Origin of the sequence: Methyloversatilis sp. RAC08 (assembly GCF_001713355.1) — a bacterium.
Taxonomy (GTDB): Bacteria; Pseudomonadota; Gammaproteobacteria; order Burkholderiales; family Rhodocyclaceae; genus Methyloversatilis.
This window is the reverse complement of record NZ_CP016448.1, coordinates 107,258-131,795: the sequence shown is the minus strand read 5'-3', so window position 1 is coordinate 131,795 and position 24,538 is coordinate 107,258. Positions and strand designations below refer to the sequence as shown.

Sequence of the window (24,538 nt, the reverse complement as noted above, 5' to 3'; positions counted from 1 at the left end):
GCGGTTTTTCTTGCAGCTGCAGTGGGGCATCCGCCCTGGCGATGCAGACAGGCAGAGAATGAGTGTCAGTTGAGTCAGCGGTGTTCGGAATCGAAGCTTCAAACGGCGCGCACGACGTGCGCTCCGTGTTGCACGGGGTCAACAGATCCATTTCAGCCTCCGTCGGAATAGCCGACAAAAAAGCATGCTGAAAAACGTCGCCAATCAGGCGAACTGGAGAGGCATTTATTTGCCTTTTATTCCTGCTGTCCGGTGCACGATTCCAGACAGAGTCTGACCCTGTAAGCACATGTTACGACAACACGAGAATTTTTTGCTTGAAATTTTGATTGCACCTGCCGGGGATCAATCGGCTGCTCGGCTATAGTCGGACGCAACAGGAGGAATCGATGACAGCAGCCGCATCCGGCACCGAGCAGCGCGAACACAAACTGACCCTGCAGGAGCTTGTCGACGCCATGGTGGCCGATGGCCTGCTGGGCGATGCGGTGGCGCGTACCTTCATGCACGACCGCCGCTACTGGCGAGGCGGAGAGCATCCGCTCGTCGTGCTGGCACAGCAGAAATGGCGTTCGCTGCATCCACCGCACCGCCCGCTCAATCTGGATGCGTTGACCGAATGGATGGCCGGCTGGAGCGGTCACGAGTACTACCACATCGACCCGTTGAAGGTTGATTTCGCAGCCGTGACCGAAGTGGTGTCGAGCGCCTACGCGAACCGGTTCCGCATCCTGCCGGTCCAGGCTTCGGCGCGCGAGGTGGTGATCGCGACCGCCGAGCCCTTCATGAACGAGTGGGAAAAGGAGCTGGCGCCGATACTGCGCCGGCCGATCCGGCGCGTCATCGCCAACCCGGACGACATCGCCCGTTATGTGGTCGAGTTCTACAGCCTGGCCAAGTCGGTCAAGGGCGCGGCCAAGCGGGGTGACGTCAGCGGGGTCGGTGCATCGAACTTCGAACAGCTGGTCGAACTGGGCCGCAGCAACCGGCCGCTCGATGCCAATGACCAGCACATCGTCACCATCGTCGACTGGCTGTGGCAATACGCTTTCGAGCAGCGCGCCAGCGACATCCACATCGAACCGCGGCGCGACTTCGGCGTCGTGCGCTTCCGGATCGATGGCGTGCTGCATCAGGTCTATCAGATTCCGATGCCGGTGCTGGGTGCGATGACCTCACGCATCAAGATACTGGGCCGCATGGACGTGGTCGAGAAACGTCGGCCGCAGGACGGGCGGATCAAGACGCGCGCACCCGACGGCCAGGAAATCGAGCTGCGTCTGTCCACGCTGCCGACCGCCTTCGGCGAAAAGCTGGTGATGCGGGTGTTCGACCCGGAGGTGCTGGTGCGCGATTTCCGCGATCTGGGCTTTTCCGACGAGGACGCGCGGCGCTGGAAGAACATGACGACGCAGCCGAACGGCATCGTGCTGGTGACCGGCCCGACCGGCTCGGGCAAGACCACCACGCTGTACTCGACACTGAAGAACCTCGCCACGCCCGAGGTCAATGTGTGCACGCTCGAAGACCCGATCGAAATGATCGAACCGTCGTTCAATCAGGTGCAGGTGTCGGCCGACATCGGCGTCACGTTCTCGGCCGGCATCCGGTCGCTGATGCGGCAGGACCCGGACATCATCATGGTGGGCGAGATACGCGACCTGGAAACCGCCGAAATGGCGATCCAGGCGGCGCTGACCGGTCACCTCGTGCTGTCGACACTGCACACCAACGATGCGCCGTCGGCGATTACCCGCCTGATGGATCTGGGCGTACCCAGCTATCTGCTGAACGCCACCGTGCTCGGCGTGATGGCGCAACGGCTGGTACGTACGCTGTGTCCGCACTGCCGCAAGCCGGCCACGCCGCAGGAAACCGATCCGCAGGCCTGGAACGAACTTGTGTCGCCATGGAAGGCGAGCCGTCCGGAGCGTTTCATGCAGTCGGTCGGCTGCCTCGAATGCCGCATGACGGGCTACTCAGGCCGCATCGGCATCTATGAAATCCTGCTGATGTCGCCGGAGATCAAGAACCTGATTTCGGCCAGTGCCGACATTGCCGCGCTGCGCGAACAGGCTTATCGCGAAGGCATGTACCCGCTGCGCGTGTCCGGCGCACTGAAGATTGCCCAAGGCGTGACCACGCTGGGCGAAGTGATGAAGGTGGCGCCGCCGGCCTGAAGCCGGGTGGGCGCCCCGGTGCTCAGTAACCTTCGCCCGGTGGCCAGCCGACACCGACGAAGGGAGGCTTGCGGCCGACCAGCCCTTCGAGCAAGGTCAGCTCAGCATCCGTGTGGTTGATCAGCTTGGCGGCCGACATCATGTCGCCACCCGGCTTGTCGCGCAGCCACATCGGCTTGTCGTGATGGCGGGTCTGGATGGTTTCGGTCTGGTCCGGATTACCGGTGCGCGCGATAACGGCTTCGCCGTAGCACAGACAGAAATAGGTCTGGTCCTCGGCCGTTTCGATGTAGCAGCCGGTACCCCGGATGCCTATCGTGGCAACCGGGGTTGCGATGCGCCGCTGACCGCGGTCGAACACCGACAGCAGGCGGCCGGTGATGACGCGCATCAGGTCGGCGGCAACGCCGCTGCCGAAGGCGACGTGCGAGTCACCACGTTGCATGAACGCGTCGCGGCCTATCACGTAAATGGCTTCCGACCCCGCGCCGGTGCGCACCGTGTCGCCCGGATGCACCGGCATGCCGAATTTCGCCGGCACACCATTGATCGTCACGTTGCCGCGGAAGCCGCGCAGCCCGGGGCGGTCGTCGCGGGCCAGGGCCTCGCGCACCAACGAGTCCAGTGCAAGTGGGGCGGCGCTGCCGGCCACCAGCAAGCGCGTGAGCATGCGTCGTCTGTCCATCCGGCTGTCTCCCTGTCTTTGTTGAACGGATTATGGCCTGCTCGGTTCGCCGCCGGATGCATTCGACCTGAAAACCTCAGTTGATCGGCGCGTGGTGGAGGATGAAGGGCAGGGTCGGTGGAGTGTCCGGCAAGCCGCGAGGACGCGGCAGGATGGCACCCTGCCGGCCGCGCACGCGACGTCGAAGCGGTCTCACCGGGTGTGTGAGGGAGCACAAAGCACCGATCTTCATGATGCGCGAGGCTCGAAGCAACATGGCAAGCGGTCAATTGGGGTCTTCAGGTTCAATCGTCGCCGGCAAGTACGGCGTCACCCAGGCCGACGCGACCGCTGCGCAGCACCCGTGCGGTGATGCCGCCATGCCCGCGCATCGCGTTGTAGCCGCCACGGCCCAGATTGCTTTCCATGCGCGAGCAGGGGTCGCAGGTGCCGGTGTATTCCAGCAGCGCTTCGCCCAACTGGAAACGTCGGCCCTTGAGTGCCAGAAGATTGATGCCGCTGACCACGATGTTGCGCCGCACTTGATCAGGGCTGATCGTGTCCGCGCCGAGCAGGCCGGCTACCGTCTGCAGGTGCTCGGCCTGTATCAGCGTGACCTGGCGCTTGCCGCCCGGGCTGGCGTAGTGGTCGCCTTCCAGCCCGAGCGCTTCTATGGCCTGTACCGATTCGACCGGCTGCAGCGGCTTCAGGCGCGCCGGCCGCACCCCGATCCAGGTCACGCAGCCCGGCTGGGCGAAGGTGGATTTCAATGTTTCCAGGGTATTCATGTGCGCTCGCGGATATCGATCGATCAGGTGGATGCTACTTCACGCGAACAGCCCGTGCAGATACCAGCGGTGCGGCGGAAGATGCTCGCGGTAGATCCACAACCGGGCGTGATCGGTGCCCAGCGCGACGAAGTAGTCGCGCAGCGTGTCGCCCGGACTGGCTTCACCATCGGTGTCCCACCAGCCGGATTCGATGCGTTCGGGGCCACTGACCAGTTGAAGCGGTCCGGCGCGCCAGGGCTGGTCGCGGACGGTCTGCAGCAACCGGGGTTCAGGCAGCAGCCAGAGCGGGCGTCTGCCGACCTGTCCAGCGGCGGTCGCGCCCGGACCGGGTTCGACCTGCTGCTGCGACCGTTCCGGCCGGTGGTCGGCACAGGCGGACAGCGCGTACACCCGGTCCGGTCCGAGTCGGGCCCGCAGGTGTTCGATCAACAGCCTGCCGGCTTCCTGCCGCCGGGCGGGCGAGGGGGCCTGCGGACCGAACAGGTCTTCGCTGCGCCCGGCCAGTTCGATCCAGTGCGCAGCCTTCAGGCGCAGCGCGCCGACGGCTTCGGGCAAGGCAAGCCGTGCCAGGTGTTCGCGCGTCAGCAGCGCCATGCGATGGGCGTCACGTGACGGCGTGCCCAGTGTCAGCGTCAGCACGGTCGGCGGATGGTGTTCATGTTCCAGTTCGAGCCGACAGCTTTCGATGCCGGCATGCACGGCGGCCAGCTGCGTGCAGCAGGCGTTGAACAGCCGATTGGCCGCGAACAGCAGCACGTCACTGTCGTGTCGCGGTACCGGCAGTTCGAGTCGGCTGTCGATCTGCGGTGCTGCCTCGAAATACGGCCGCGGGTCAGGTCGCTGGCCGAGCGCCTGATCAAGCAGACGACGCAGTCCGGCCGCGTCGCGTCGCGCCAGGGCGTCGCGCGGCAGTTTCATCACTTCGCCCACGGTACGCAGGCCGCTGTCAGCAAGCAGGGCGAGCAGGGAAGCATCGGCTTCCATCGCGCGCAGCGGCAACGCAGCCAGTGCTTCTGCCAGAGCATGATCGTCGTCTGCCACGCACTGACCAGGCGCGGCGCGCGCCAGCCAGCGTGCCGCGCGTGGGGTGGGGGCGCAGGCGCTCAGCGCCCGAAAGCCTGCCGCAGCCAGATCGCTGCGCAGATGGCGGAGCAGGGCATCCAGTCCGCCGAACAGCCGCATGCTGCCGGCGATGTCGAGCAGCAGCCCGTCATCTTCCAGCACCACCCGCGGCGTATAGCGCAGTGTGCAGCCTGCAGCTTCACGCAGCGCAGAGCGCTCGGCCTCGGAGGATTTCGTTCTTACGAGCAGGTCCGGGGCTATTGCCAGTGCGTCGGCCACACCCTGTCCGGGGCGCACGCCCTGTGCCAGTGCCATCGCGTCCAGCGCGCACACGCGCTGCCGGTGCGCCACAGCCAGCGGACGGGTGTGCGAAGGGTTGCGGAACAGGGCCTGCATGGGCCAGTCGGGAAAGACGAGTGCCAGCCAGCGCATGATCCTGAAAACCTCATTTGACCGCTCACCATGCTTTTGAATTGAAAGTTTTCGCCGGCGACACTGTCGTCGTATTCCGGAGCGCCACCCTTCGGCTGCGAACGCTTCGATGCCGCGTGCACGGCTGGAGGGGCGCCCCGCGAAGCATGCTCACGACGCTGATCAGCTGGCGTTCTCAGGATGATTTGCGACGTCAGTGGCTTCATGCGGTCAGCGCCAGCACGGGTGGAGCGGCACAGCGCATCGCTGCCATGGCCGGCGGCGCTTCGAAACCTGCTCCCTGCAGGTAGAGCGGCTGGTTTGCCGGCGCACCGCGCCGTTTCAGGATGTCGATGCGCAGCACGCCGGCTGCGCGGGCCGACAGCTGCAGCCGCAGTGCCGCAGGCGAGGCGTGCTGTGCCTGCTGCAGCGGACGGAACAGGATCAGCGGAATCGCCGCCTCACGTACCGCCAGCTGCAGCCGTCGCAGCAATGCATTGTCGACGCGGTCGAGCCAGCCGACGACAACCGAACAGACGCCTGAACGCAATGCCTGGCGGATCGCCCACACCCGCTCGCCCGCCGTGTCTGCCCGTACCACGATCAATTGCCGGGGCCTTACGCCGGCTGCCGCCAGCGCAGACACGCCGGGCAGATGTGGCGGCGCCACCCAGACCCGCCAGTTGCCCTCTGCTTCGGCTCCGGCCAGCAAAGGCATCAACAGCGACAGTTCGCCGTGGCCGCTGCAGTCGGTCAGCAATTCGGTCATTTCGCCGACCGGCCAGCCCTGACCCGGCAGAGCGGCATTCAGTGCGGCGTGACCGGTCGGGATGCCATTCGGCACTGCTGGTGACACGTCGCCGGCACGCCAGAGTGACGGATGCCGGAAGAGATTCAGCGCTTGCGTGCTCATCGCGTCAGACCGGACTGCCGTTGCGGATCAGGCCGACCACCACGCCCTCGATCACCAGCGGATCGCGCTGCGCATCGATCACGATGGGTTGGAACTCCGGATTTTCTGGCAGCAGTTCGACGCGTGAGCCGAGCCGTTTCAAACGCTTCACGGTCACTTCTTCGCTCAGGCGGGCGACGATGATCTGGCCATTCACCGCTTCGTTCGTGGCGTGGATGGCGAGCAGGTCGCCATCGAGGATGCCGGCGTCGCGCATGCTCTGGCCGCACACCCGCAGCAGGTAGTCGGCGCGGGGTGAAAACATTGCCGGATCGAGCTGGTAGCGGCCCTGCACATGCGCATCGGCCAGTATCGGGCTGCCCGCCGCCACCCGGCCGATCAGCGGGATGCCGGGAGATTCGGTCAGCCGGATGCCGCGTGCACGACCTTCATCCAGACTGATGACGCCCTTGCGCGCCAGCGCCCGCAGATGGCTTTCTGCGGCATTGGGGGAGCGGAAGCCGAAGGCCTGTGCGATTTCTGCCCGGGTGGGCGGGCTGCCGCGTTCGCTGACGGCATCGCGTATCAGTTGCAGGATCTGTTGCTGACGGGCCGTCAGGACGCTTGAGACCATGGTTCGGTACAGGAATGTTCGTGGACTGTATTTTTATACAGTTACCAGCTGTCCTGCAAGCGCTTTGCACTGCGGAAGATGGATTGTCGAGATTTGTTACACGTCAAAATTGGCGCGCAGATACACAGGAGATGGCTTTTTTAAAAGAGAAGTATTTTCAAGTGTATGAAAAATAATGAATTTTCATTTAACTTGGATGGTTGCAACTCTTTGTGGCGATCTGTGCCCTACGACTTAGGTCATGCATCCGAGCGTCGAGGTTTCTGACAGTGCTGCATTGCAGCGAACTTTTCCTGGATCATCCAGGCAACAAAAAAGCACCCGAAGGTGCTTTCTTGTTGAACGGCTGAAGCCGATCAGCTCATGCGACGCTTTGCCATCAGACCGATCATGCCCAGACCAGCCAGCATCATCAGGTAGGTGTCCGCTTCCGGAACCACTGTGATGGGAGCGGTGGTGGAAGTCAGGGCGAATACACCGCCGAGGCTGCCGGTCGTCGAACCGGTGACCTTGTAGTAGTAGTCGCCGGCAAGCAGGTTATTGGCTGTGAACAACGTGCCAAAGCTGTATGCAGCCGTGAACGTGTCAACAGCACCCGTTTCCTTGTACAGCCACACCATGCTGTCGGCACTCAGACCGAAGACGGGCGTTGATTCGAAAGATATCGCGATCGTCGAGAGCGTCGTGGTGGGGGCGCTCAGCGAAAAAGTGAAAATTTCGGAGAAGGAACCGGTCAGTGATGCGATACCGGTTTCGACCGGAGCGTGAACACCCCAGTCTGTTGCAGCCTGGGCGCCTGATACGGCGAACAGGCCGGTTACGGCTACTGCCAGTAGAGATTTCTTCATTTCCGTACCTTTCAAGAAAGTGACAGATCGCAAAACAAATTTTTGCAAGAACGACTGTCTGACACAACCATTTGAACCAATTTCAATTGCAACTGCATGAAACCGGACTCTCTGTGATTGCCTCGGGTGACAGGCGGTCGATCCCGAAGGTTGATAAGCAAGCAACGTGCCGTTTGGATCCATCCAGAGGCAGGGTTCGAGAATATTTCCCAAGCTCATGAAATAAAAGAGTTTGTGTTTGTTATCCCTGAATAGACCCTCGTATCCCCTGGTGCTTGAGCCGTGCTTCATGCCCTTTTTTGTGCACAGCAGCGTCAGCTTTTCTTACAGCGCTCTCATGTCTTGTCGGCGGGCAGCGCTGGTAGAATCCGCCGCATCATCCGGGAGCCGTTATGCGCGCCGTGCGCGGCTGGGAGGTGTGCATGCTGAATGCAGGACAACCTGCTCCGCTGTTCGAGCTGCCGGACGCCGATTTCGAACTGTTCGATCTGCGCGAACAGATGGCGCGGCATCTGACTGTGCTCTATTTCTACATCAAGGACGATACGCCGGGATGCACCGCCCAGGCGATCGAATTCAGCGATCTCGAAGAACATTTCCGGAACTGCGATTGCACCGTCGTGGGGATCAGTCGCGATGAGTTGTTTACTCATGCAGAATTTCGCGACAAGCACGGGCTGGCGTTCCGGCTGCTGTCCGATGTCGACGCCGAGGTCAGCCGGCGCTATGGTGCGTGGCGCGAACGCGAGGTCGAAGGCAGGTCACGTTTCTGCATGACCCGCTCGACCTTCATCATCGACCGGAAAGGTGTCATACGTTACGCGCAATACGGCGTGAATCCGCGCGGGCACGCAGGAGAAATCCTCGAATGCGTGCGCGCACTCCATACGAAAGGAATCAGGAATGCTCATCACCAAGGACTCGGTCGTCACTCTTAAGTACAGCGTGACCGATCCGGACGGAAATCTGGTCGACTCGGGTGCTGCGCCGCTCGCCTATCTGCATGGCGGTTATGGCGGCATCTTCCAGCCGATCGAAGAAGCGCTCGAAGGCCAGGCTGTCGGCTATGAAGTGGTCGTCAAGCTGCAGCCGGAAGATGCATTCGGCGAATACGACGAAGAACTGGTGGAGATCGAGTCGCGCTCGAATTTCCCGGAAAACATCGAAGTCGGCATGCAGTTCGAGCGCGTCAGTCCGGATGGCGAGGAAGAAGGCCTGTACACCGTCACCGACATTACCGATGACCGCATCGTGATCGATGGCAATCACCCGCTGGCCGGCACCGCACTGGTGTTCTCCTGCACCGTGGCCGAAATCCGGAAGGCATCTGCCGAAGAGCTGACGCACGGTCACGTGCACGGCGAGCACGGTCACCAGCACTGACACTTTCCCGACGGGCGGCTGTTGCGCGGCCCGTCGTCCCCGACTCCGTCATACAGTTCCAGTCTTTCCTTTCCGGGAGCATTCATGTCGCGCGTGCTGGTCACCGGGGGTGCGGGCTACATCGGCTCGCACACCTGCATCGAACTCATGTCGGCCGGCCACGATGTGGTCGTGGTCGACAACCTGTGCAACAGCAAGTACGAGTCACTGCGGCGCGTCGGACAGATCGCCGGTCGCCCGGTCGAGGCGTTCGTGCAGGCCGATGTACGCGATCGTGCCGCGCTGCGCGCGGTGTTTTCCGCACATGCCATCGACGCGGTCATCCATTTCGCCGGGCTGAAGGCGGTCGGCGAGTCGGTGGTCAAACCGCTCGAGTACTACGACAACAATGTCAGCGGCACCGTGGCGCTGTGCGAGGTGATGGCCGAAGCGGGTGTGAAGACGCTGGCCTTTTCGTCCTCGGCCACCGTCTACGGAGATCCGGCGTCGGTGCCGATCCGTGAGGATTTTCCGACCGGCCCGACCAACCCCTACGGATGTTCCAAGTGGATGGTCGAACACGTGCTGCGCGATCTCGGCGTGGCTGATCCGGCGTGGCGCATCGCGCTGCTGCGCTACTTCAATCCGGTCGGCGCACATGAATCCGGCCTGATCGGCGAAGACCCGAACGGCCTGCCCAACAACCTGATGCCGTACGTGAGCCAGGTGGCCGTCGGCAAGCTGGCGCGGTTGCGCGTGTTCGGCGGCGACTGGCCGACGCCCGACGGCACCGGTGTGCGCGACTACATCCACGTGCTTGATCTGGCGCAAGGCCATGTGCGGGCCATCGACTATCTTCAGAAGCAGGCCGGCCTGCTGACGGTGAACTTGGGTACCGGACGCGGCTACAGCGTGCTCGACGTGGTGCGGGCCTTCGAAGCTGCCAGCGGTCGGCCGGTGCCGTACGACATCGTCGAGCGCAGGCCGGGTGACATCGCCCAGTGCTACGCCGAACCCGGCCTTGCAAACCGGCTTCTGGGCTGGGTTGCAGCGCGGGATCTGGCGCAGATGTGCGCCGATGCCTGGAAGTGGCAGCGTAACAACCCGCAGGGCTACGCCTGACAAGGCTTTGCCGAAACCGGGTCGAAATCGGGATCGCGGCGCGATAGATGGCGACAGAAAATTAGTGTTAGATCGCGCTGTAACCGTTTTGCCACATTCACCCAATCGACTCGGGAGAGCGTTCATGCACCTGCAAGCCGTGTTCGAAAAAGCCCACGCCACCGCCAACGAATCCAGCGCGGAAATCTTCCGCCAGTTGCTCGATGCACTCGAACACGACGCACCTTTCGACCTGCAGCAGCTGTACCGGCTTTCGTATGGCGACTTCGACATCGCCCTCAATGCGCTACGCGAGTGGCGTTCCCAGCGCTACGTCTGGATGCTCGAACACGAGGGCGTCCAGCCCTGGCGCAGCCACCTGAGCTGAGCCCTGCCTTCGCGGGGCCTGTCACGGCATCGTGATGGGGCTGTGTTAACCTCGGCTCATGCTTCGCAGTCCACGTCTTTCCCGCGGCTTTACATTGATCGAGCTGATGGTGGTGATCGCCATCATCGGCGTGCTCGCCACCATGGCCATGCCGATGGTGGAACTGGCACGCGTGCGTGCCGATGAATCCGAACTTCGGACCGCGCTGCGGCAGATCCGTACGGCGCTCGACGACTACCGCAAGGCCTGGGACGAAGGCCGCATCGAAAAGAAGGTCGGTGCCAGCGGCTACCCGCCCAGCCTCGACGTGCTGGTCAATGGCGTGAAGGACGTCAAGCAGCCGAACGACGTCAAGATCTACTTCCTGCGCCGCATCCCGCGAGACCCCTTTCACACCGACAAGAGCACGCCGGCGGAACAGACCTGGGGGCTGCGCAGCTATGCCAGCCCGCCGGATGAGCCGACGCCGGGTGCCGACGTGTTCGATGTCCATTCGCTGTCCGGCCGCACCGGCCTGAACGGCATCGCCTACCGGAACTGGTAATGCGCAAGTCCCTGTTTGCACGCGGTTTCACGCTGATCGAACTGCTGGTCGTCATGGCCATCATTGCGGTGCTGCTGACGCTGGCCGCGCCGCGCTACTTCGAACATCTCGACCGCTCGCGCGAAGCGACGCTGAAGCAGACGCTGGCGGTCACGCGCGACGCGATCGACAAATTCCGCGGTGATCGCGGCGCGTATCCGCAAAGCCTGCAGGAACTGGTCGAGCGCCAGTACCTGCGCAAGCTGCCGTTCGACCCGGTGACCGACAGCGCCGACACCTGGATCGTCGTGCCGCCGCGTGACACGGCGACCGACAGTGGTGTGGCCGATCTGAAGAGCGGGGCCGAAGGCATGTCGCGCGACGGCACGGCCTTTTCCGAGCTGTGAGCCGATGAGCGGGCGCGTGCGCCGGTCGACGTCGCAGCGGGGGTTTTCCTATCTGCTGCTGCTGTTCGCCGTCGCCGCCCTCGGTATCGCCAGCGCCGGCAGCGCGCTGATGTGGAGCACGCTGGCGCAGACCGAACGCGAGCGCGAACTGCTGTTCATCGGCGGCGAATTTTCGCGTGCGTTGCAGCGCTACTTCGACGCGTCGCCCGCCGAACCCAAGCGCTATCCCGCCACCCTGCAGGATCTGCTGGAAGACAAGCGCCAGCCGACGCCGTTGCGTCATCTGCGCAAGCTCTATTTCGATCCGATGACGCGCAGCCAGGACTGGGGTCTGGTCATCAGCGGCGGGCAGATCCGCGCTGTCTACAGCAAGTCGGAAAAGCCTGCCCGCATCACCGTGCTGCCGGCCTGGGTCGATGCCACCGGCGACAAGGTCGCCAGCTCGCTGAAGAATGCTGCACCGGTACCGGGTGCTGCCGTGCCGCCCACGGCGCTCAACGCCACGCCGGTGGCGCGCGGCAAGCCCGGTGAGCGCCGCCATGCCGACTGGTTGTTCGTACCGATGCCCAGCGGTGGCACGGCGGCGAATGCCGCAGCCGGCGGAACCGGAGCTGGTGGTCCCGCAGGCGGTTCATCCGACGCGGGGTCGCCGACCGACCCCGCCAGTCCGCTGAACCCGCCGGGCCGTTCGCTGCAGGAAATCTATACCAGCGGCGGCGCAGCACCGGCCGGCGACGGGCCGCAGTGAGCGAAGCCGGTTCGGTGCATCAGAACAGCCAGGCGGCCAGCGCGATGCCCAGCATCATGAACGCGATGGCGACCTTGGCGACTGCGGCCAGCAACATGCCCAGCCAGGTGGCCAGCCCGACGCGCGCCGCCTGAAGCGCATCGCGGCGGGCGATGAATTCGCCGATCGCCGCGCCCGCCAGCGGCGCGAACAGCAGGCCGATCAATCCGCCGAACAGCCCGACCACGGTGCCGATCGCTGCGCCGACCAGCGCCAGCGGGCTGGCGCCGACCCGCTGGGCACCGATCACGCTGGCCGCGAAGTCGATCAGCCACGCCAGCACGGCGAGGGCGCCGAGCACGGCGAGCGTCACGCCGCCGATGCGCTGGAAATCGTCCAGCCAGGCCACCATCAGCAGGCCGCCGAACACCAGGGGAATGCCGGGCAGGGCAGGCAACACGACGCCGGCCAGTCCGACCAGCATCAGCAGGCCGGCAATCAGCCACAACAGCAGGTCGGCTGCGCTCATTGCGCGAAGGCCGCGACGGCGTCGTCGACCACGGCCAGCAGATTGCGCGATCGGGCATGGACTGCGCGCAGGCGGCTGGCATCGTTGCCGCCGCCCCTGACCATGCGGTGCAGGGATTCCAGCGCGGCCCGGCTGCCCAGGGCGTCGGCTTCCGGTGCGAGACGTTCCAGCGTCAGCGCGATGTCTTCCCGCAGCGGCAGCGCCGCGTGGCTGCGCGGATGCACGATCAGGCCATCCAGCCCGAAGCGGCAGGCCTGGAAGCGGTTGTAGGTGTACACGAGGTAGTCGTCCTCCAGTGGATCAGGTTCGTCGCCGGCCAGGATGCTGCAGCACAGCGCCTGCAGATAGACCGCAATCGCGGCGGCGCGCTCCACGGTCAGCGGCGTGTCGCACACGCGCAGTTCGATCGTGCCGTATTCCGGCTTGGGCCGGATGTCCCAGTAGAAGTCCTTCATGCTGCGCACGATGCCGGTGTCTTCCATCTTCGAGAAGTAGTCGCGTTCGAAGCGCCCCCAATCGAGCACGAAGGGCGCGCGGCCGCTGAGCGGGAAGGCGAATACCGAATTGAGTCGAGCCGAATCGAACAGCGTGTCGCTGCCCTGCGAAAACGGAGATGACGCTGACAGCGCGATGAAATGCGGTACGTAGCGATTCAATGCGTGCAGCACGCGCAGTGCGCTGTCGGCGTCGGGCATGCCGATATGTACATGCTGGCCGAACACGGTGAACTGTTTCGCCAGATAGCCGTACAGCCCAGACAGGTGCTGGAAGCGCGGTGTCGAGAAGATGCGCCGCTCGGTCCAGTGCTGGAAAGGGTGGGTGCCACCGCCGCACAGCGACACATTCAGCCGTGCCGACGCGGCAAGCAGCACGTCGCGCATCGCTTCGAGCTGCGTCAGCAAGCCGGTGTGATGATCCTGGATGTCGGTTGCCACCTCTATCATGCAGTCGGTCATTTCCGGCTTGATGTCGCCCGGAAAGCGGGTGCGCTGCGCCAGTTCGAGCAGGTCCGTGGCCGCCGAGGCGAGGTCGCGGTCGTGTTCGCCGACCAGCTGCAGCTCCAGTTCGACGCCCATGCTGAGCGCCGACGAGGCGTGGAAGGTTTCGAGTGGCATCAGGCGCGCTCCTCATGCTGCGTTTCGCCGGCCAGCATCAGCGCCCACTGGGCAAACAGCGGGCCGACGAACTCCATCACGATCACCATGCCGGCGATCGCCGACAGTGCGCCCTCGGCAAGACCGAAACCGGCGCTGCGACTGTATTCGAGCAGCAGCAGCGCAAAGGTCGACAGCGGCGCCAGCGCGAAGCCGGTCAGCGCACCCTTGCGCGTGCTGGTACCGCTGACGTGGGCGAACGCAGCGGTCGCCGCCACCTTTGCGGCCACCCGTCCGGCGGCCATCAGCACCGCCAGCGCCAGCGCGGCTGCGGTGGTGGGCCAGGTTGCCATGCCTGCGACGAACACGAAAAGGAACACCGTCAGCAGATCGCCCAGCACGCCGAAATTGCGCTGCGCCGGCGTCAGCAGCAGCTTGCGGCGGCGGATCAGCACGCCCAGCGTCAGTGCGGCGAGCAGCGGCGACACGTTGACGCCCTGGGTCAGCAAGGTCACCAGCATGACGGCCAGCGCGAACACCGTCGTCACGCCGCGTTCGTCGGCGCGCAGCCGGCGCAGCAGCCAGGGCAGCGGAATGCCGATCAGGATGCCGCAGCCTACCGATACCGCAAGGATGGCCGCACTGTTCCACAGCGCATTGACCAGACTGCCCGACGCCAGCAGTTGCCAGTAACCGATGGCGCCCTTCATCAGCAGCACCGAAAGCAGGCAGTTGATCGCGCACAGGTGCAGCGCGCGTTCGGTCACCTGACCGGAACAGCGCAGGTCATTCACCACCCGCACCAGCGCAGCGGGCGACGTCGCGACCGACAGCGCGCCCAGCACCATGGCGATATCGTCCGGCTGACCCATGGCGAGTGCGATGCCCCGGACCACGAAAAAGGTCAGCAGCGATTCCGCGATACCGCTGACCAGCAGCCACGGGTTGTTGACCAGCCAGCGCAGATTGATGCGGTGACCCAGCTCGAACAGGAACAGGCCGAGCGCAAAATTGGCGAGGAAAGACAGCGCTGCAGTGGTTTGCGCGTCGGCCTGAACGGTGTTGAGCGCGCCGCTGACGATGCCGGCCAGCGAATAGGCGCATACCCGCGGCACGCCCAGGCCGCGATGCGCCAGCTCGCCCGCCAGCCAGGCGATCAGCAGTACCGCCGGCCAGCCGACCAGCTCGAAAATGCGTCCGGCTTCGAAAACCATGGCGCGCCCTCCTGATTGCGCGTGATGCGCGCACATGCAAGGAGCCGCACCTTTCAAGGTGCGGCGGCGGAGTGTTCGGGGGAGTCGGGCCGCTCTGCACGCGGCCTCTGGTATGAGCGGTACCGGCAAGCGCCGGTCCGCGGTTACAGGCTCTTCTGTTACATCCGTTGCGGGACGCGCAACCGTATCACACGGTGGCGACCGGAATCTTGCCGATCCGCGCCTGCCATTCCTTGGGCCCGGTTTCGTGTACCGAGGTGCCGCCTGCATCGACCGCCACGGTCACCGGCATGTCGACCACGTCGAACTCGTAGATCGCTTCCATGCCCATGTCCGCAAAACCGAGCACGCGCGCGCCCTTGATCGCCTTCGACACCAGGTAGGCGGCACCGCCGACCGCCATCAGGTAGGCGCTCTTGTGCTTCCTGATCGCCTCGATCGCGACCGGGCCGCGTTCGGCCTTGCCCACCATTGCGATGAGGCCGGTCTGCGCCAGCATCATTTCGGTGAACTTGTCCATGCGCGTCGCCGTCGTCGGGCCGGCCGGGCCGACCACTTCGTCGCGCACCGGATCGACCGGGCCGACGTAGTAGATGACGCGGTTGGCGAAATCGACCGGCAGCTTTTCGCCCTTCGCCAGCATGTCGGCGATGCGCTTGTGCGCGGCATCGCGGCCGGTCAGCATCTTGCCGTTCAGCAGCAGGGTCTGGCCCGGCTTCCACGACGCAACTTCCGCCGGCGTCAGCGTGTTCAGGTCGACCCGCTTCGAATTCTTGGTGTCCGGCTGCCAGGTCACGTCCGGCCAGTCTTCCAGGCGCGGCGCTTCGAGCACGGCCGGACCGGAGCCATCGAGATGGAAATGCACGTGGCGGGTGGCCGCGCAGTTCGGAATCATGGCCACCGGCAATGACGCGGCATGCGTCGGGTAGTCGAGAATCTTCACGTCGAGCACGGTGGCCAGACCGCCCAGCCCCTGGGCGCCGATGCCCAGCGCGTTCACCTTCTCCATCAATTCCAGCCGCAGTTCTTCGACGCGCGTGAGCTTTTCGCCGCGCGCAGCCTTTTCCGCCAGGAACTGGATGTTGATCGGCTCCATCAGCGATTCCTTGGCCAGCAGCATGGCCTTTTCCGGCGTGCCGCCGATGCCGATGCCCAGCATGCCCGGCGGGCACCAGCCGGCGCCCATGGTCGGCACCGTCTTGAGCACCCAGTCCACGATGGAATCTGACGGGTTCAGCATGACCATCTTGGACTTGTTTTCCGAGCCGCCGCCCTTGGCGGCGCAGATCACCTCGACGTGGTCACCCGGCACGATTTCGTAGTGGATGACCGCAGGCGTGTTGTCCTTCGAGTTCTTCCGGCTGCCTGCCGGGTCGAGCAGCACCGAGGCGCGCAGCGTGTTGTCCGGGTGCAGGTAGGCGCGGCGCACGCCCTCGTTGACCATGTCGGTCACATTCATCGTCGCGTCCCAGCGCACATTCATGCCCACCTTCAGGAAGACCACGGCGATCCCCGTGTCCTGGCAGATCGGGCGGCGGCCTTCGGCACACATGCGCGAATTGGTCAGGATCTGCGCGATCGCGTCCTTCGCCGCCGGCGACTGTTCCCGCTCGTACGCTGCACCCAGCGCCTGGATGTAGTCGAGCGGGTGATAACAGGAAATGAACTGGAAGGCGTCGGCGATCGACTGGATGAAGTCGTCCTGACGGATGGGCTGGCTCATGGAAAAGGTCCTCTTGAAGCGGCCGCGGATGGCGGCCAGTCAAGACGCTCAGTGATGCTGCTTGTTCAGCAGCAGCGTTTGCGTCATCAGCTTGTCGGTGTAGGCCATGGCGAGTGCCGACACGACGAACACCATGTGGATCACCACCTGCCACAGCACGACGCGGTCGGTCAGCTGGTCGGCGTTGATGAAGGTTTTCAGCAGGTGGATGGCCGAAATGCCGATCAGGGCGGTGGCCAGCTTCACCTTGAGCACGCCGGCGTTCACGTGCGACAGCCATTCCGGCTGGTCCGGGTGGTCTTCGAGATTGAGCCGCGAAACGAAGGTTTCGTAGCCGCCGACGATGACCATGATCAGCAGGTTGGCGATCATCACCACGTCTATCAGGCCCAGCACGATCAGCATGATGTCGGTTTCCGACAGATTGCCGATCTTGTGGATCAGGTGCGACAGCTCGATCATGAACAGGTAGACGTACACGGCCTGTGCCACGATGAGACCGAAGTAGAGCGGCGCCTGCAACCAGCGGCTGGCGAAGATCATGCTCTTTAGAACGCGTCCGAGATTCAGCATATTTGAGGCAAGTCAGGCAAAAGATCGAGCGCGATATTACCATCCGCACTTGACGGTCCCGGCGGGTCGCCCTGCAGTAAGGGCTTTGTAAGCCCTCCGGGCTGTAATAAACGGAATTCGAGCGCATCCATGCGCCTGACGTCGGCCCACAAGGCCGTACTTGCATTGCTGCGTGAGCCCGCAAGCGTGCAGTTTTTGATTCGATGGAGGAGGTCGTATGTCCGAAGTATCCGAAGTTCACGTGTATCAACCCCCGCAGGCGCTGGTCGAAGGCGCTGCCGTGTCCGGCATGGACGCCTACCGCGCGCTGTGTGCCGAAGCCGAGCGCGACTACGAAGGCTACTGGGCGCGCCTGGCGCGCGAACACGTGAGCTGGCAGACGCCTTTTACCCGCACGCTGAACGAGGACAACCGCCCGTTCTTCAAGTGGTTCGAGGACGGCAAGCTGAATGTGTCCTACAACTGTCTCGACCGCAACGTCGAAGCCGGTCTGGGCGACAAGACAGCCATCATTTTCGAAGCCGACGGCGGCGCCGTCACCCGCGTCACCTACAGCGACCTGCTGGAACGCGTGTGCAGGCTGGCCAATGCGCTGCGCACCAAGGGCGTGAAGAAGGGTGACCGCGTCGTCATCTACATGCCGATGTCGATCGAAGGCATCGTGGCCATGCAGGCTTGCGCCCGCATCGGCGCCACCCATTCGGTGGTGTTCGGCGGCTTTTCGGCACAGTCGCTGCGCGACCGCATCAGCGACGCCGGCGCGGTCATGCTGATCACCGCCGACGAACAGTGCCGCGGCGGCAAGAACATCCCGCTCAAGCCCATCGTCGACGAGGCGTTCGGCATGGGCGGCTGCGAAGCCTGCTCGACCGTCATCGTATACAAGCGCACCGGTGGCGCCTGCAACATGGTGGCCGGCCGTGACGAGTGGCTGCACGAAATCACCGAAGGCCAGGCAGCGACCTGCGCCCCGGAGTGGGTTGATGCCGAACACCCGCTGTTCCTGCTCTACACCTCCGGTTCGACCGGCAAGCCCAAGGGTGTGCAGCATTCGTCGGGCGGCTATCTGCTGCACGCCATCCTGACGATGAAGTGGACCTTCGACATCAAGCCTTCGGATGTCTTCTGGTGTACCGCCGACATCGGCTGGGTCACCGGCCATACCTACATCACCTACGGCCCGCTGGCCTGCGGCGCGACCGAAATCGTGTTCGAAGGCGTGCCGACCTATCCGGACGCCGGCCGCTTCTGGAAGATGATCCAGGACCACAAGGTGAGCGTGTTCTACACCGCGCCGACCGCCATCCGCTCGCTGATCAAGTCGGCCGACGCGAACGCGGCCGTGCATCCGAAGAGCTTCGACCTGACCAGCCTGCGCATCCTGGGTTCGGTCGGCGAGCCGATCAATCCGGCGGCCTGGGAGTGGTACTACGAAAATGTCGGCGGCAGCCGTTGCCCGATCGTCGACACCTTCTGGCAGACCGAAACCGGCGGCCACATGATCACGCCGATGCCGGGCGCCACGCCGATGGTGCCGGGTTCGTGCACGCTGCCCTTCCCGGGCATCCAGGCCGCCGTCGTCGACGAGACCGGCAACGACGTACCGTGGGGGCAGGGCGGCATCCTGGTGGTGAAGAAGCCCTGGCCGTCGATGATCCGAACGATCTACGGCGACCCGGACCGCTTCGTGAAGAGCTACTACCCGGCCGACTTCCAGGGGCGTTACTACCTGGCGGGCGACGGCGCGATCCGCGACGCAAAGACCGGCTACTTCACGATCACCGGCCGCATCGACGACGTGCTGAACGTGTCGGGTCACCGCATGGGCACGATGGAAATCGAATCCGCGCTGGTGTCGCATCCGCTGGTCGCCGAAGCTGCGGTGGTGGGGCGTCCGGACGATCTGACCGGCGAAGCCATCTGCGCCTTCGTCGTGCTGAAGCGTTCGCGTCCGACCGGCGACGAAGCCAAGCAGATCGCGACCGAACTGCGCAACTGGGTGGGCAAGGAGATCGGCCCGATCGCCAAGCCGAAGGACCTGCGTTTCGGTGACAACCTGCCGAAAACCCGCTCGGGCAAGATCATGCGCCGCCTGCTGCGCTCGATCGCCAAGGGCGAGCAGATCACGCAGGACACCTCGACGCTGGAAAATCCGGCCATCCTCGAACAGCTGGCGCAAGCCCTCTGATCGAACCGGGAGCCGGCGCATGCGCGCCGGCTCCCGGTGGCCGGACGCCCGGCGAGCGACGAGTGGCCGGGCGTGCATCACCCCAAGAACAACATGGGCAGGCGTTGAGCGACTGCGTCTGCAGTGCCATCCTGAAGCCAGTTGTCCCGACTACCGCGGCCTGATTTCACCGAACATGCTGCCGAGCACACGCTGATGCAGTTGTCCGAACGCCATCGCGAGTACTGGCGCAGGAACCTTCGCGTCACGCTGGTGCTGCTCGTCATCTGGTTCACGGTCACCTTCGTGCCGGTATTCTTCGCCCGCGAGCTCAACGAATGGTCCTTTTTCGGCTGGCCGCTTGCCTTCTACATGGGCGCCCAGGGTTCGCTCATCATCTATGTACTGATCATCGGCTACTACGCGCGGGTGATGAACCGCTTTGACCGCGAGTACGGCGTGAGCGAGGACGTCTGACCATGCCGCAGCGGCAGTCGGCGTTTTACCGGCAGCTCAAGAAGATGTACGCCTGGTACGCCGGCGGCTTCGCGATGTTCGTCGTGCTGCTGTCGCTGGCCGAAGGCATGGGCATGTCGTCGCGCTGGATCGGCTACGTGTTCATGTTCGCCACCATCGCGCTGTATGCCGGCATCGGCGTCATGAGCCGCACCGCCGACGTGTCCGAGTACTACGTCGCCGGCCGGCGCGTGCCGGCCATGTTCAACGGCATGGCAACCGGGGCGGACTGGATGTCTGCCGCGTCCTTCATCGGGCTGGCCGGCACGCTGTACTTCGGCGGCTATCAGGGTCTGGCCTTCGTCATGGGCTGGACCGGCGGCTACTGCCTGGTGGCACTGCTGCTCGCGCCCTATCTGCGCAAGTTCGGCGAATTCACCATTCCGGATTTCCTCGGCGCGCGCTACGGCGGCAACGCAGCGCGCATGATCGGTGTGTTCGCTACCATCCTTGCGTCGTTCACCTATGTGGTGGCGCAGATCTACGGCGTCGGCCTGATCACCAGCCGCTTCGTCGGGCTGGAATTCGAGGTCGGCGTATTCGTCGGGCTGGCCGGCATCCTGGTGTGTTCCTTCCTCGGCGGCATGCGTGCCGTGACGTGGACCCAGGTCGCCCAGTACATCATTCTCATCGTGGCCTATCTGCTGCCGGTGGTCATCCTGTCCACCAAGGTGACCGGCGTGCCGGTGCCGCAGGCGGTGTACGGCGGCGTGCTGCAGAAGCTCACGACGACCGAGCAGACGCTGTTCTCGTCGCCGCGCGAGGTCGAGGTGAACGCCATGTACAAGGCGCGTGCCGAAGCCTTCGACGAAAAGATCAAGGGATTGCCGGCTTCGCTCGAAGCCGAACGTGCCGCGCTGACCGTCCGGCTCGATGAATTGAAGCAGGAAAACGCCTCGGCAAAGGACATTTCATCGGCCGAAAAGGCGCTGAAATACATGCCCAGGGACGAGGCAGAAGCGCGCAAGCGCTGGACCGAAGCGCGCGCTGCCGCTGCCGCGAAGTCTGCGCCGCCGCTGCCGCATACCGCCGCCCATGCGGGTCGCGACGACGCCGAATCGAGCCGCAAGCGCCTCAATTTCATCGCGCTGGTGATCTGCCTGATGATAGGCACCGCCTCGCTGCCGCACATCCTGATGCGCTACTACACGACGCCCAGCGTCAAGGAAGCGCGCGAATCGGTGTTCTGGTCGCTGTTCTTCATCTTCCTGCTATACGTCACCGCGCCGGCCTACGCGGTATTCGCCAAGTTCGAGATCTACACCAACCTGGTGGGCTCCACGATTTCGACGCTGCCAGGCTGGGTTGCCTCGTGGGGCAAGGTCGGGCTGGTGAAGATCGAGGACATCAACGGCGATGGCATCCTGCAGCTGGCCGAACTGACGCTGAACACCGACGTGATCGTGCTCGCCACGCCGGAAATCGCCGGTCTGCCCTACGTGATCTCCGGTCTGGTCGCCGCCGGCGGTCTGGCGGCCGCGCTGTCCACCGCCGACGGCCTGCTGCTGACCATCGCCAACGCCATGTCGCACGACGTGTACTACAAGGTGATCGACCCGAATGCGTCGACCCAGCGCCGTCTGGTCATTTCCAAGGCGCTGCTGCTGGTGGTCGCACTGGTCGCCGCCTACACAGCATCGCTGAAGCCCGACAACATCCTGTTCATGGTCGGCCTGGCGTTTTCGATCGCGTCGTCCGCCTTCTTCCCGGCGCTGGTGTGCGGCGTGTTCTGGAAGCGCGCCAACAAGGCCGGCGCGGTCAGCGGCATGGTGGCCGGTCTCGCCATGTGCCTCTACTACGCATCGCTGACCCATCCGTTCTTCGGCGGCAGCATCGCCAATGCCTGGCTGGGCATCGAGCCGATTTCCTGCGGCTTCTTCGGCATCCCGTTCGGCTTCGTCGTGCTGGTCATCGTCAGCCTGCTGACCCCGCCACCGGATACTGCCACGCAGGAGCTGATCGAACACCTGCGCTACCCGCGCCTGCCGCACGACCGCATCGAACCGCCGCCTGCGCGCAATCCGGGCGCCTGACGGCCGCGCCCGGGCGCTTTCTGCTATAGTCGCGCGCTTCGCGGAGAGGTGGATGAGTGGTTTAAGTCGCACGCCTGGAAAGCGTGTTTAGGTGAAAACCTAACGCGGGTTCGAATCCCGCCCTCTCCGCCATGGATCAAGCGATCAAGCGCCTTTCGGGGCGCTTTTTTGTTGTACCCAACATCTTGGCCCACGAAAATAAAGCGGTTGTATCGGTGCCGCTGGAGGGACGTCGAATATTTACCCTTCAACGCTTGCATGCCGTAGTAGTGGACAGTTACGCTATACCTTGTCGGTCACAGACGCTCTCAGTGACAGGCAAGTAGTAGTTTCACATCAATCACATCAAGTGTTTTATGAAGCCCATGCGTTCTAGTCTCCGCAAGCGTGCTCCTGTGCCGGCTACAGCAGTAGCGAAGTCACGCGAGCGGCTTATCGAGTCGGTAAAGGCGGTTACTTCGACCCCTGAGAGCGAGCAGCGTGTGAAGAGGCTGGTTGACACTGTGCAGCGTGCCCGGACGGCACAGTTCCTTGAAAAGTATCGATCCGCATAACGGCTCGGCACGTTGGGCCTAGACGAACTCCAATTTGGCTTCATGCCGGTCGACGTAGTCGCTCACGGCGAATTGGTGGGTTTTTCTTGCGGTAGCAAAAGTCTCGACGGCTTCCTCCAAGATTTCGCTCGTGAATACCACGAGAACCGCTTCGCATTCACTAGCGTTGTTTTCCACAAAGATGTGGAGGGGCCTGTCGGTTATTTCACGCTGGCAAACGACGCCATTCCGCTCAACGACTCCGAGGTTTTTGATCTTGGCTACAAGGCAGAGATACGTTTGCCTTCGTTTCCCGCAGTCCGAATTTGTCGGCTGGCGGTTAGGGAAGACCTTCAGGGTGCAGGTACTGGGGCGGCGATTCTGAGAATTGTTTTCGGTGCCGTGCTTGGTGGCGTAGCGGTATCCGCCGCTCGCCTTGTGACGGTTGACGCTATAAATGACGAACGGGTTACCCGCTTCTATGCGCGCAACGGCTTCGAGCGAAGCCTATGGGCGGAAAAGCAGGCCGGTCACAGCAGACGAAGAAACATTCGCCCAGAAACTGTCAAAATGATCTGTGACATTTTGAAGCGCTAGCGTGCGTGCGCGAATTGCTTGATCGCAGATAAGGTTATGGGGTGGGATGTTGCCCGATGGTTCTGCTACGTGTTTCGGGTAACGATTGACGGCTGCAGCCAAGGTGCATTCAGTTGAAATGCGGGCGGCTTTGCTTGGTCAGTCCGCGCCATGCCGTCAAACGGTCCAAGGTTCGCGTACAGCGTCAGCACCCGATGCGGCGCGCCCTTGGTGCGGTCCTTGAACACCCGTTCGGCCCTTGCTTCAAACGCATCCTCTGTCTCGCCTTCCTCGCGGTCTATCGGCTCGCCGACTGGGCCGCTAACCCGTACCATTTGGTCACCTTCGTTGGTACCAGCGAAGCGGATAAGGAACACGGTCAAGCCGTCTGCGCCGGTCCGTTCTTCGAGTGTTTCAATCCTGCGTGTAAGTTGGTTCATGCCTTATTCCTTTCCTTGTTCGGCTACGTACCGACGCGCGGCATCCAACGTTATTTCCTTTGATCCGCGATGCAGTTCTAGCCACTGTTCGCGGTTAAGCACCGGCCGGCCTGTCGTCGCGTACTCAACGGGCTGCGCCTTTGTTTCAAGCACATCAAGTCGCTGTCTTTTGTTCATCGCTGCGCCTCCAATGCGGTAATGCGCCGCTCTAGTTCTTCCGTCTCCAGAGCCTTCCTGCGCGTCTCCAAGATGCCCGCTAGCGTCTGCCCCTCCCCGGGAAACAGGTCGCCGCTTCCTACCGCCTCCAATACGATCTGCTGCGCTTTGCTGACGCCTTCCGCTGTCGCCGTGTCGGGTAGGTCTAGCGAGATTGGCCGCTCGCGCACGGGCGGGGCAAGTCGTTCGATAACTAGACGTGCTGCGGCCAAGTCTCCCGCCTCCGCCAGTTCAACGACTTTCTTGGTGATGGTCTCGGCCCCGCCTTCCATCAGCGCGAGCACCATCCTTGTGGCCTTGTTGCGGGTGCCTTTCGGTTTGCCAGCGAGGTTGCCGGACTCGCCGGGCTTCCATGCTTTGGGCGGCGCCCGTCTTCGTTGCGTCATAGCTGATTCCCTTCTGAATTTGCAGTTATCGCGCCATCGCCATCAATCCGTAGTTGCTGCGCAAAGAGGTCGGGCGAAGCCACCTCGGCATCTGGTGCAGGGGGGCACGACGTGCCGGGGTGGGCGGCATCTGATGCCGGGGTTGTGGAATCCGTTACCAGCGCATCCACAGCAGCGCGAAGCGGGTTGCCGGGCGGGCACTGGGAACGCACCAGCGCGACCAGCAGGGTCATGCGGTCCTGCAAGCGTTCAACGCCGTGCGCGGCCTCTGGTGCTGTCACAAAGCCCAATTCATTGGCGAGCGCCGCGAAGTGGCACTGGTTAAGCCGCACATAGGCATCGTCGCCGCAGTTCGGACAGTCGCCCTGCCACAACACGAGGTCCATATCGCCGTTCGGGCCTTCTAGCCTGCCCATGCGCAGCCCCCAATCACGGAAGTCGAAGTCGTCAAGGTCGAGGCTCATTGCTTCACCTCCCCGGACTTCCCCAAAGCCATGGGAATGGCATCTTCTGAAAGGTGACCCGTGGCGGAACGATGAACACCCGGA

26 protein-coding genes and 1 tRNA gene are annotated in these 24,538 nt (G+C 63.6%); 13 read left to right on the top strand and 14 right to left on the bottom strand.

All coding sequences use genetic code 11. The annotated features are described in order from the left end of the window. Positions 1-389 precede the first annotated feature (389 nt). A complete protein-coding gene (locus BSY238_RS00645) occupies positions 390-2,180 on the top strand; it encodes a GspE/PulE family protein (protein ID WP_069040354.1) in 1,791 nt (596 codons plus the stop codon). Positions 2,181-2,202: 22 nt separating this feature from the next. On the opposite strand, the gene BSY238_RS00640 is transcribed toward BSY238_RS00645, so the two are convergent. From BSY238_RS00640 to BSY238_RS18585, 6 genes are all read right to left on the bottom strand, one after another. Next, positions 2,203-2,865, bottom strand: coding sequence for a hypothetical protein (locus tag BSY238_RS00640; protein ID WP_069037441.1), 663 nt, complete (start codon positions 2,863-2,865; stop codon positions 2,203-2,205). 284 nt (positions 2,866-3,149) lie between these two features. Further along, complete coding sequence (locus tag BSY238_RS00635; RefSeq protein WP_069037440.1) at positions 3,150-3,632, bottom strand: MOSC domain-containing protein; 483 nt, start codon at positions 3,630-3,632, stop codon at positions 3,150-3,152. Between the two features lie 39 nt (positions 3,633-3,671). Next, a complete protein-coding gene (locus BSY238_RS00630) occupies positions 3,672-5,129 on the bottom strand; it encodes a Y-family DNA polymerase (RefSeq protein WP_069037439.1) in 1,458 nt (485 codons plus the stop codon). A 202-nt stretch (positions 5,130-5,331) separates the two neighbouring features. After that, positions 5,332-6,021 (bottom strand): translesion DNA synthesis-associated protein ImuA, encoded by a 690-nt coding sequence (gene imuA / locus BSY238_RS00625; RefSeq protein ID WP_069037438.1) that lies wholly within the window; start codon positions 6,019-6,021, stop codon positions 5,332-5,334. 4 nt (positions 6,022-6,025) lie between these two features. Continuing rightward, complete coding sequence (lexA, locus tag BSY238_RS00620; RefSeq protein ID WP_069037437.1) at positions 6,026-6,634, bottom strand: transcriptional repressor LexA; 609 nt, start codon at positions 6,632-6,634, stop codon at positions 6,026-6,028. A 356-nt stretch (positions 6,635-6,990) separates the two neighbouring features. Continuing rightward, positions 6,991-7,773: an FxDxF family PEP-CTERM protein gene (locus tag BSY238_RS18585; protein WP_223300218.1), complete on the bottom strand. Its 783-nt coding sequence runs from the start codon at positions 7,771-7,773 to the stop codon at positions 6,991-6,993. A 131-nt stretch (positions 7,774-7,904) separates the two neighbouring features. Between BSY238_RS18585 and BSY238_RS00610 the strand changes: the two genes are divergently transcribed. The 7 genes from BSY238_RS00610 to BSY238_RS00580 all read left to right on the top strand — a co-directional run bounded on the left by BSY238_RS00610 (position 7,905) and on the right by BSY238_RS00580 (position 12,011). Then, the gene (locus tag BSY238_RS00610; RefSeq protein WP_069040353.1) at positions 7,905-8,420 is read left to right on the top strand and encodes a peroxiredoxin; all 516 of its coding nucleotides are present in this window, start codon (positions 7,905-7,907) and stop codon (positions 8,418-8,420) included. Then, positions 8,386-8,865: an FKBP-type peptidyl-prolyl cis-trans isomerase gene (locus BSY238_RS00605; protein WP_069037435.1), complete on the top strand. Its 480-nt coding sequence runs from the start codon at positions 8,386-8,388 to the stop codon at positions 8,863-8,865. The genes BSY238_RS00610 and BSY238_RS00605 overlap by 35 nt, the downstream gene beginning before the upstream one ends. Before the next feature lie 84 nt (positions 8,866-8,949). After that, on the top strand, positions 8,950-9,966 hold the full coding sequence (gene galE / locus BSY238_RS00600) for a UDP-glucose 4-epimerase GalE (protein WP_069037434.1): 1,017 nt from the start codon (positions 8,950-8,952) through the stop codon (positions 9,964-9,966). Between the two features lie 124 nt (positions 9,967-10,090). After that, positions 10,091-10,333 carry a hypothetical protein gene (locus BSY238_RS00595; protein WP_069037433.1) on the top strand — a complete coding sequence of 81 codons (243 nt, stop codon included), beginning with the start codon at positions 10,091-10,093 and terminating at the stop codon, positions 10,331-10,333. A gap of 58 nt (positions 10,334-10,391) precedes the next feature. Continuing rightward, positions 10,392-10,877: a type II secretion system protein gene (locus tag BSY238_RS00590; protein ID WP_069037432.1), complete on the top strand. Its 486-nt coding sequence runs from the start codon at positions 10,392-10,394 to the stop codon at positions 10,875-10,877. Then, positions 10,877-11,263, top strand: coding sequence for a type II secretion system protein (locus BSY238_RS00585; RefSeq protein ID WP_069037431.1), 387 nt, complete (start codon positions 10,877-10,879; stop codon positions 11,261-11,263). Before BSY238_RS00590 ends, BSY238_RS00585 begins: the two co-directional genes overlap by 1 nt. A 4-nt stretch (positions 11,264-11,267) precedes the next feature. Further along, positions 11,268-12,011, top strand: a complete 744-nt coding sequence (locus BSY238_RS00580) for a general secretion pathway protein (RefSeq protein ID WP_223300217.1) — start codon at positions 11,268-11,270, stop codon at positions 12,009-12,011. Positions 12,012-12,030: 19 nt separating this feature from the next. Here BSY238_RS00580 and BSY238_RS00575 read toward each other — a convergent pair whose 3' ends face one another. The 5 genes from BSY238_RS00575 to BSY238_RS00555 form a co-directional block, all read right to left on the bottom strand. Beyond that, positions 12,031-12,519: a DUF456 domain-containing protein gene (locus tag BSY238_RS00575; protein WP_069037430.1), complete on the bottom strand. Its 489-nt coding sequence runs from the start codon at positions 12,517-12,519 to the stop codon at positions 12,031-12,033. Then, a complete protein-coding gene (locus tag BSY238_RS00570; protein WP_069037429.1) occupies positions 12,516-13,634 on the bottom strand; it encodes a YbdK family carboxylate-amine ligase in 1,119 nt (372 codons plus the stop codon). Before BSY238_RS00570 ends, BSY238_RS00575 begins: the two co-directional genes overlap by 4 nt. Continuing rightward, positions 13,634-14,827 (bottom strand): cation:proton antiporter, encoded by a 1,194-nt coding sequence (locus BSY238_RS00565; protein WP_069037428.1) that lies wholly within the window; start codon positions 14,825-14,827, stop codon positions 13,634-13,636. The genes BSY238_RS00570 and BSY238_RS00565 overlap by 1 nt, the downstream gene beginning before the upstream one ends. Before the next feature lie 187 nt (positions 14,828-15,014). After that, positions 15,015-16,550 carry a fumarate hydratase gene (locus tag BSY238_RS00560; protein WP_069037427.1) on the bottom strand — a complete coding sequence of 512 codons (1,536 nt, stop codon included), beginning with the start codon at positions 16,548-16,550 and terminating at the stop codon, positions 15,015-15,017. A 48-nt stretch (positions 16,551-16,598) separates the two neighbouring features. Next, positions 16,599-17,123 carry a TIGR00645 family protein gene (locus BSY238_RS00555; RefSeq protein ID WP_069037426.1) on the bottom strand — a complete coding sequence of 175 codons (525 nt, stop codon included), beginning with the start codon at positions 17,121-17,123 and terminating at the stop codon, positions 16,599-16,601. Between the two features lie 217 nt (positions 17,124-17,340). Here BSY238_RS00555 and acs point away from each other — a divergent pair, with 217 nt between their 5' ends. The 5 genes from acs to BSY238_RS00530 all read left to right on the top strand — a co-directional run bounded on the left by acs (position 17,341) and on the right by BSY238_RS00530 (position 22,969). Beyond that, positions 17,341-19,311 (top strand): acetate--CoA ligase, encoded by a 1,971-nt coding sequence (acs, locus tag BSY238_RS00550; RefSeq protein ID WP_069037425.1) that lies wholly within the window; start codon positions 17,341-17,343, stop codon positions 19,309-19,311. 141 nt (positions 19,312-19,452) lie between these two features. Beyond that, positions 19,453-19,767: a DUF4212 domain-containing protein gene (locus tag BSY238_RS00545; protein WP_335625442.1), complete on the top strand. Its 315-nt coding sequence runs from the start codon at positions 19,453-19,455 to the stop codon at positions 19,765-19,767. Between the two features lie 2 nt (positions 19,768-19,769). Next, positions 19,770-21,839 (top strand): sodium:solute symporter family protein, encoded by a 2,070-nt coding sequence (locus BSY238_RS00540; protein ID WP_069037423.1) that lies wholly within the window; start codon positions 19,770-19,772, stop codon positions 21,837-21,839. A 42-nt stretch (positions 21,840-21,881) separates the two neighbouring features. Beyond that, positions 21,882-21,971: transfer RNA gene (locus BSY238_RS00535), tRNA-Ser, on the top strand. A gap of 464 nt (positions 21,972-22,435) precedes the next feature. Then, complete coding sequence (locus BSY238_RS00530) at positions 22,436-22,969, top strand: GNAT family N-acetyltransferase (protein ID WP_150123850.1); 534 nt, start codon at positions 22,436-22,438, stop codon at positions 22,967-22,969. Positions 22,970-23,034: 65 nt separating this feature from the next. Here the strand turns inward: BSY238_RS00530 and BSY238_RS18230 are convergent, their stop codons facing one another. From BSY238_RS18230 to BSY238_RS00515, 3 genes are all read right to left on the bottom strand, one after another. Then, a complete protein-coding gene (locus tag BSY238_RS18230) occupies positions 23,035-23,388 on the bottom strand; it encodes a hypothetical protein (RefSeq protein ID WP_150123849.1) in 354 nt (117 codons plus the stop codon). Positions 23,389-23,561: 173 nt separating this feature from the next. Beyond that, positions 23,562-23,990 (bottom strand): DUF5681 domain-containing protein, encoded by a 429-nt coding sequence (locus BSY238_RS00520; RefSeq protein ID WP_069037420.1) that lies wholly within the window; start codon positions 23,988-23,990, stop codon positions 23,562-23,564. Beyond that, positions 23,987-24,454, bottom strand: a complete 468-nt coding sequence (locus BSY238_RS00515; protein ID WP_069037419.1) for a hypothetical protein — start codon at positions 24,452-24,454, stop codon at positions 23,987-23,989. The genes BSY238_RS00520 and BSY238_RS00515 overlap by 4 nt, the downstream gene beginning before the upstream one ends. Positions 24,455-24,538: the final 84 nt, after the last annotated feature.

Coding starts and splice junctions, on each gene's coding strand:
- BSY238_RS00645 (WP_069040354.1), top strand. CDS start 390: ATGACAGCAGCCGCATCCGGCACCGAGCAGCGCGAACACAAACTGACC.
- BSY238_RS00640 (WP_069037441.1), bottom strand. CDS start 2,865: ATGGACAGACGACGCATGCTCACGCGCTTGCTGGTGGCCGGCAGCGCC.
- BSY238_RS00635 (WP_069037440.1), bottom strand. CDS start 3,632: ATGAATACCCTGGAAACATTGAAATCCACCTTCGCCCAGCCGGGCTGC.
- BSY238_RS00630 (WP_069037439.1), bottom strand. CDS start 5,129: ATGCGCTGGCTGGCACTCGTCTTTCCCGACTGGCCCATGCAGGCCCTG.
- imuA (WP_069037438.1), bottom strand. CDS start 6,021: ATGAGCACGCAAGCGCTGAATCTCTTCCGGCATCCGTCACTCTGGCGT.
- lexA (WP_069037437.1), bottom strand. CDS start 6,634: ATGGTCTCAAGCGTCCTGACGGCCCGTCAGCAACAGATCCTGCAACTG.
- BSY238_RS18585 (WP_223300218.1), bottom strand. CDS start 7,773: ATGAAGCACGGCTCAAGCACCAGGGGATACGAGGGTCTATTCAGGGAT.
- BSY238_RS00610 (WP_069040353.1), top strand. CDS start 7,905: ATGCTGAATGCAGGACAACCTGCTCCGCTGTTCGAGCTGCCGGACGCC.
- BSY238_RS00605 (WP_069037435.1), top strand. CDS start 8,386: ATGCTCATCACCAAGGACTCGGTCGTCACTCTTAAGTACAGCGTGACC.
- galE (WP_069037434.1), top strand. CDS start 8,950: ATGTCGCGCGTGCTGGTCACCGGGGGTGCGGGCTACATCGGCTCGCAC.
- BSY238_RS00595 (WP_069037433.1), top strand. CDS start 10,091: ATGCACCTGCAAGCCGTGTTCGAAAAAGCCCACGCCACCGCCAACGAA.
- BSY238_RS00590 (WP_069037432.1), top strand. CDS start 10,392: ATGCTTCGCAGTCCACGTCTTTCCCGCGGCTTTACATTGATCGAGCTG.
- BSY238_RS00585 (WP_069037431.1), top strand. CDS start 10,877: ATGCGCAAGTCCCTGTTTGCACGCGGTTTCACGCTGATCGAACTGCTG.
- BSY238_RS00580 (WP_223300217.1), top strand. CDS start 11,268: ATGAGCGGGCGCGTGCGCCGGTCGACGTCGCAGCGGGGGTTTTCCTAT.
- BSY238_RS00575 (WP_069037430.1), bottom strand. CDS start 12,519: ATGAGCGCAGCCGACCTGCTGTTGTGGCTGATTGCCGGCCTGCTGATG.
- BSY238_RS00570 (WP_069037429.1), bottom strand. CDS start 13,634: ATGCCACTCGAAACCTTCCACGCCTCGTCGGCGCTCAGCATGGGCGTC.
- BSY238_RS00565 (WP_069037428.1), bottom strand. CDS start 14,827: ATGGTTTTCGAAGCCGGACGCATTTTCGAGCTGGTCGGCTGGCCGGCG.
- BSY238_RS00560 (WP_069037427.1), bottom strand. CDS start 16,550: ATGAGCCAGCCCATCCGTCAGGACGACTTCATCCAGTCGATCGCCGAC.
- BSY238_RS00555 (WP_069037426.1), bottom strand. CDS start 17,123: ATGCTGAATCTCGGACGCGTTCTAAAGAGCATGATCTTCGCCAGCCGC.
- acs (WP_069037425.1), top strand. CDS start 17,341: ATGTCCGAAGTATCCGAAGTTCACGTGTATCAACCCCCGCAGGCGCTG.
- BSY238_RS00540 (WP_069037423.1), top strand. CDS start 19,770: ATGCCGCAGCGGCAGTCGGCGTTTTACCGGCAGCTCAAGAAGATGTAC.
- BSY238_RS00530 (WP_150123850.1), top strand. CDS start 22,436: ATGCCGGTCGACGTAGTCGCTCACGGCGAATTGGTGGGTTTTTCTTGC.
- BSY238_RS18230 (WP_150123849.1), bottom strand. CDS start 23,388: ATGAACCAACTTACACGCAGGATTGAAACACTCGAAGAACGGACCGGC.
- BSY238_RS00520 (WP_069037420.1), bottom strand. CDS start 23,990: ATGACGCAACGAAGACGGGCGCCGCCCAAAGCATGGAAGCCCGGCGAG.
- BSY238_RS00515 (WP_069037419.1), bottom strand. CDS start 24,454: ATGAGCCTCGACCTTGACGACTTCGACTTCCGTGATTGGGGGCTGCGC.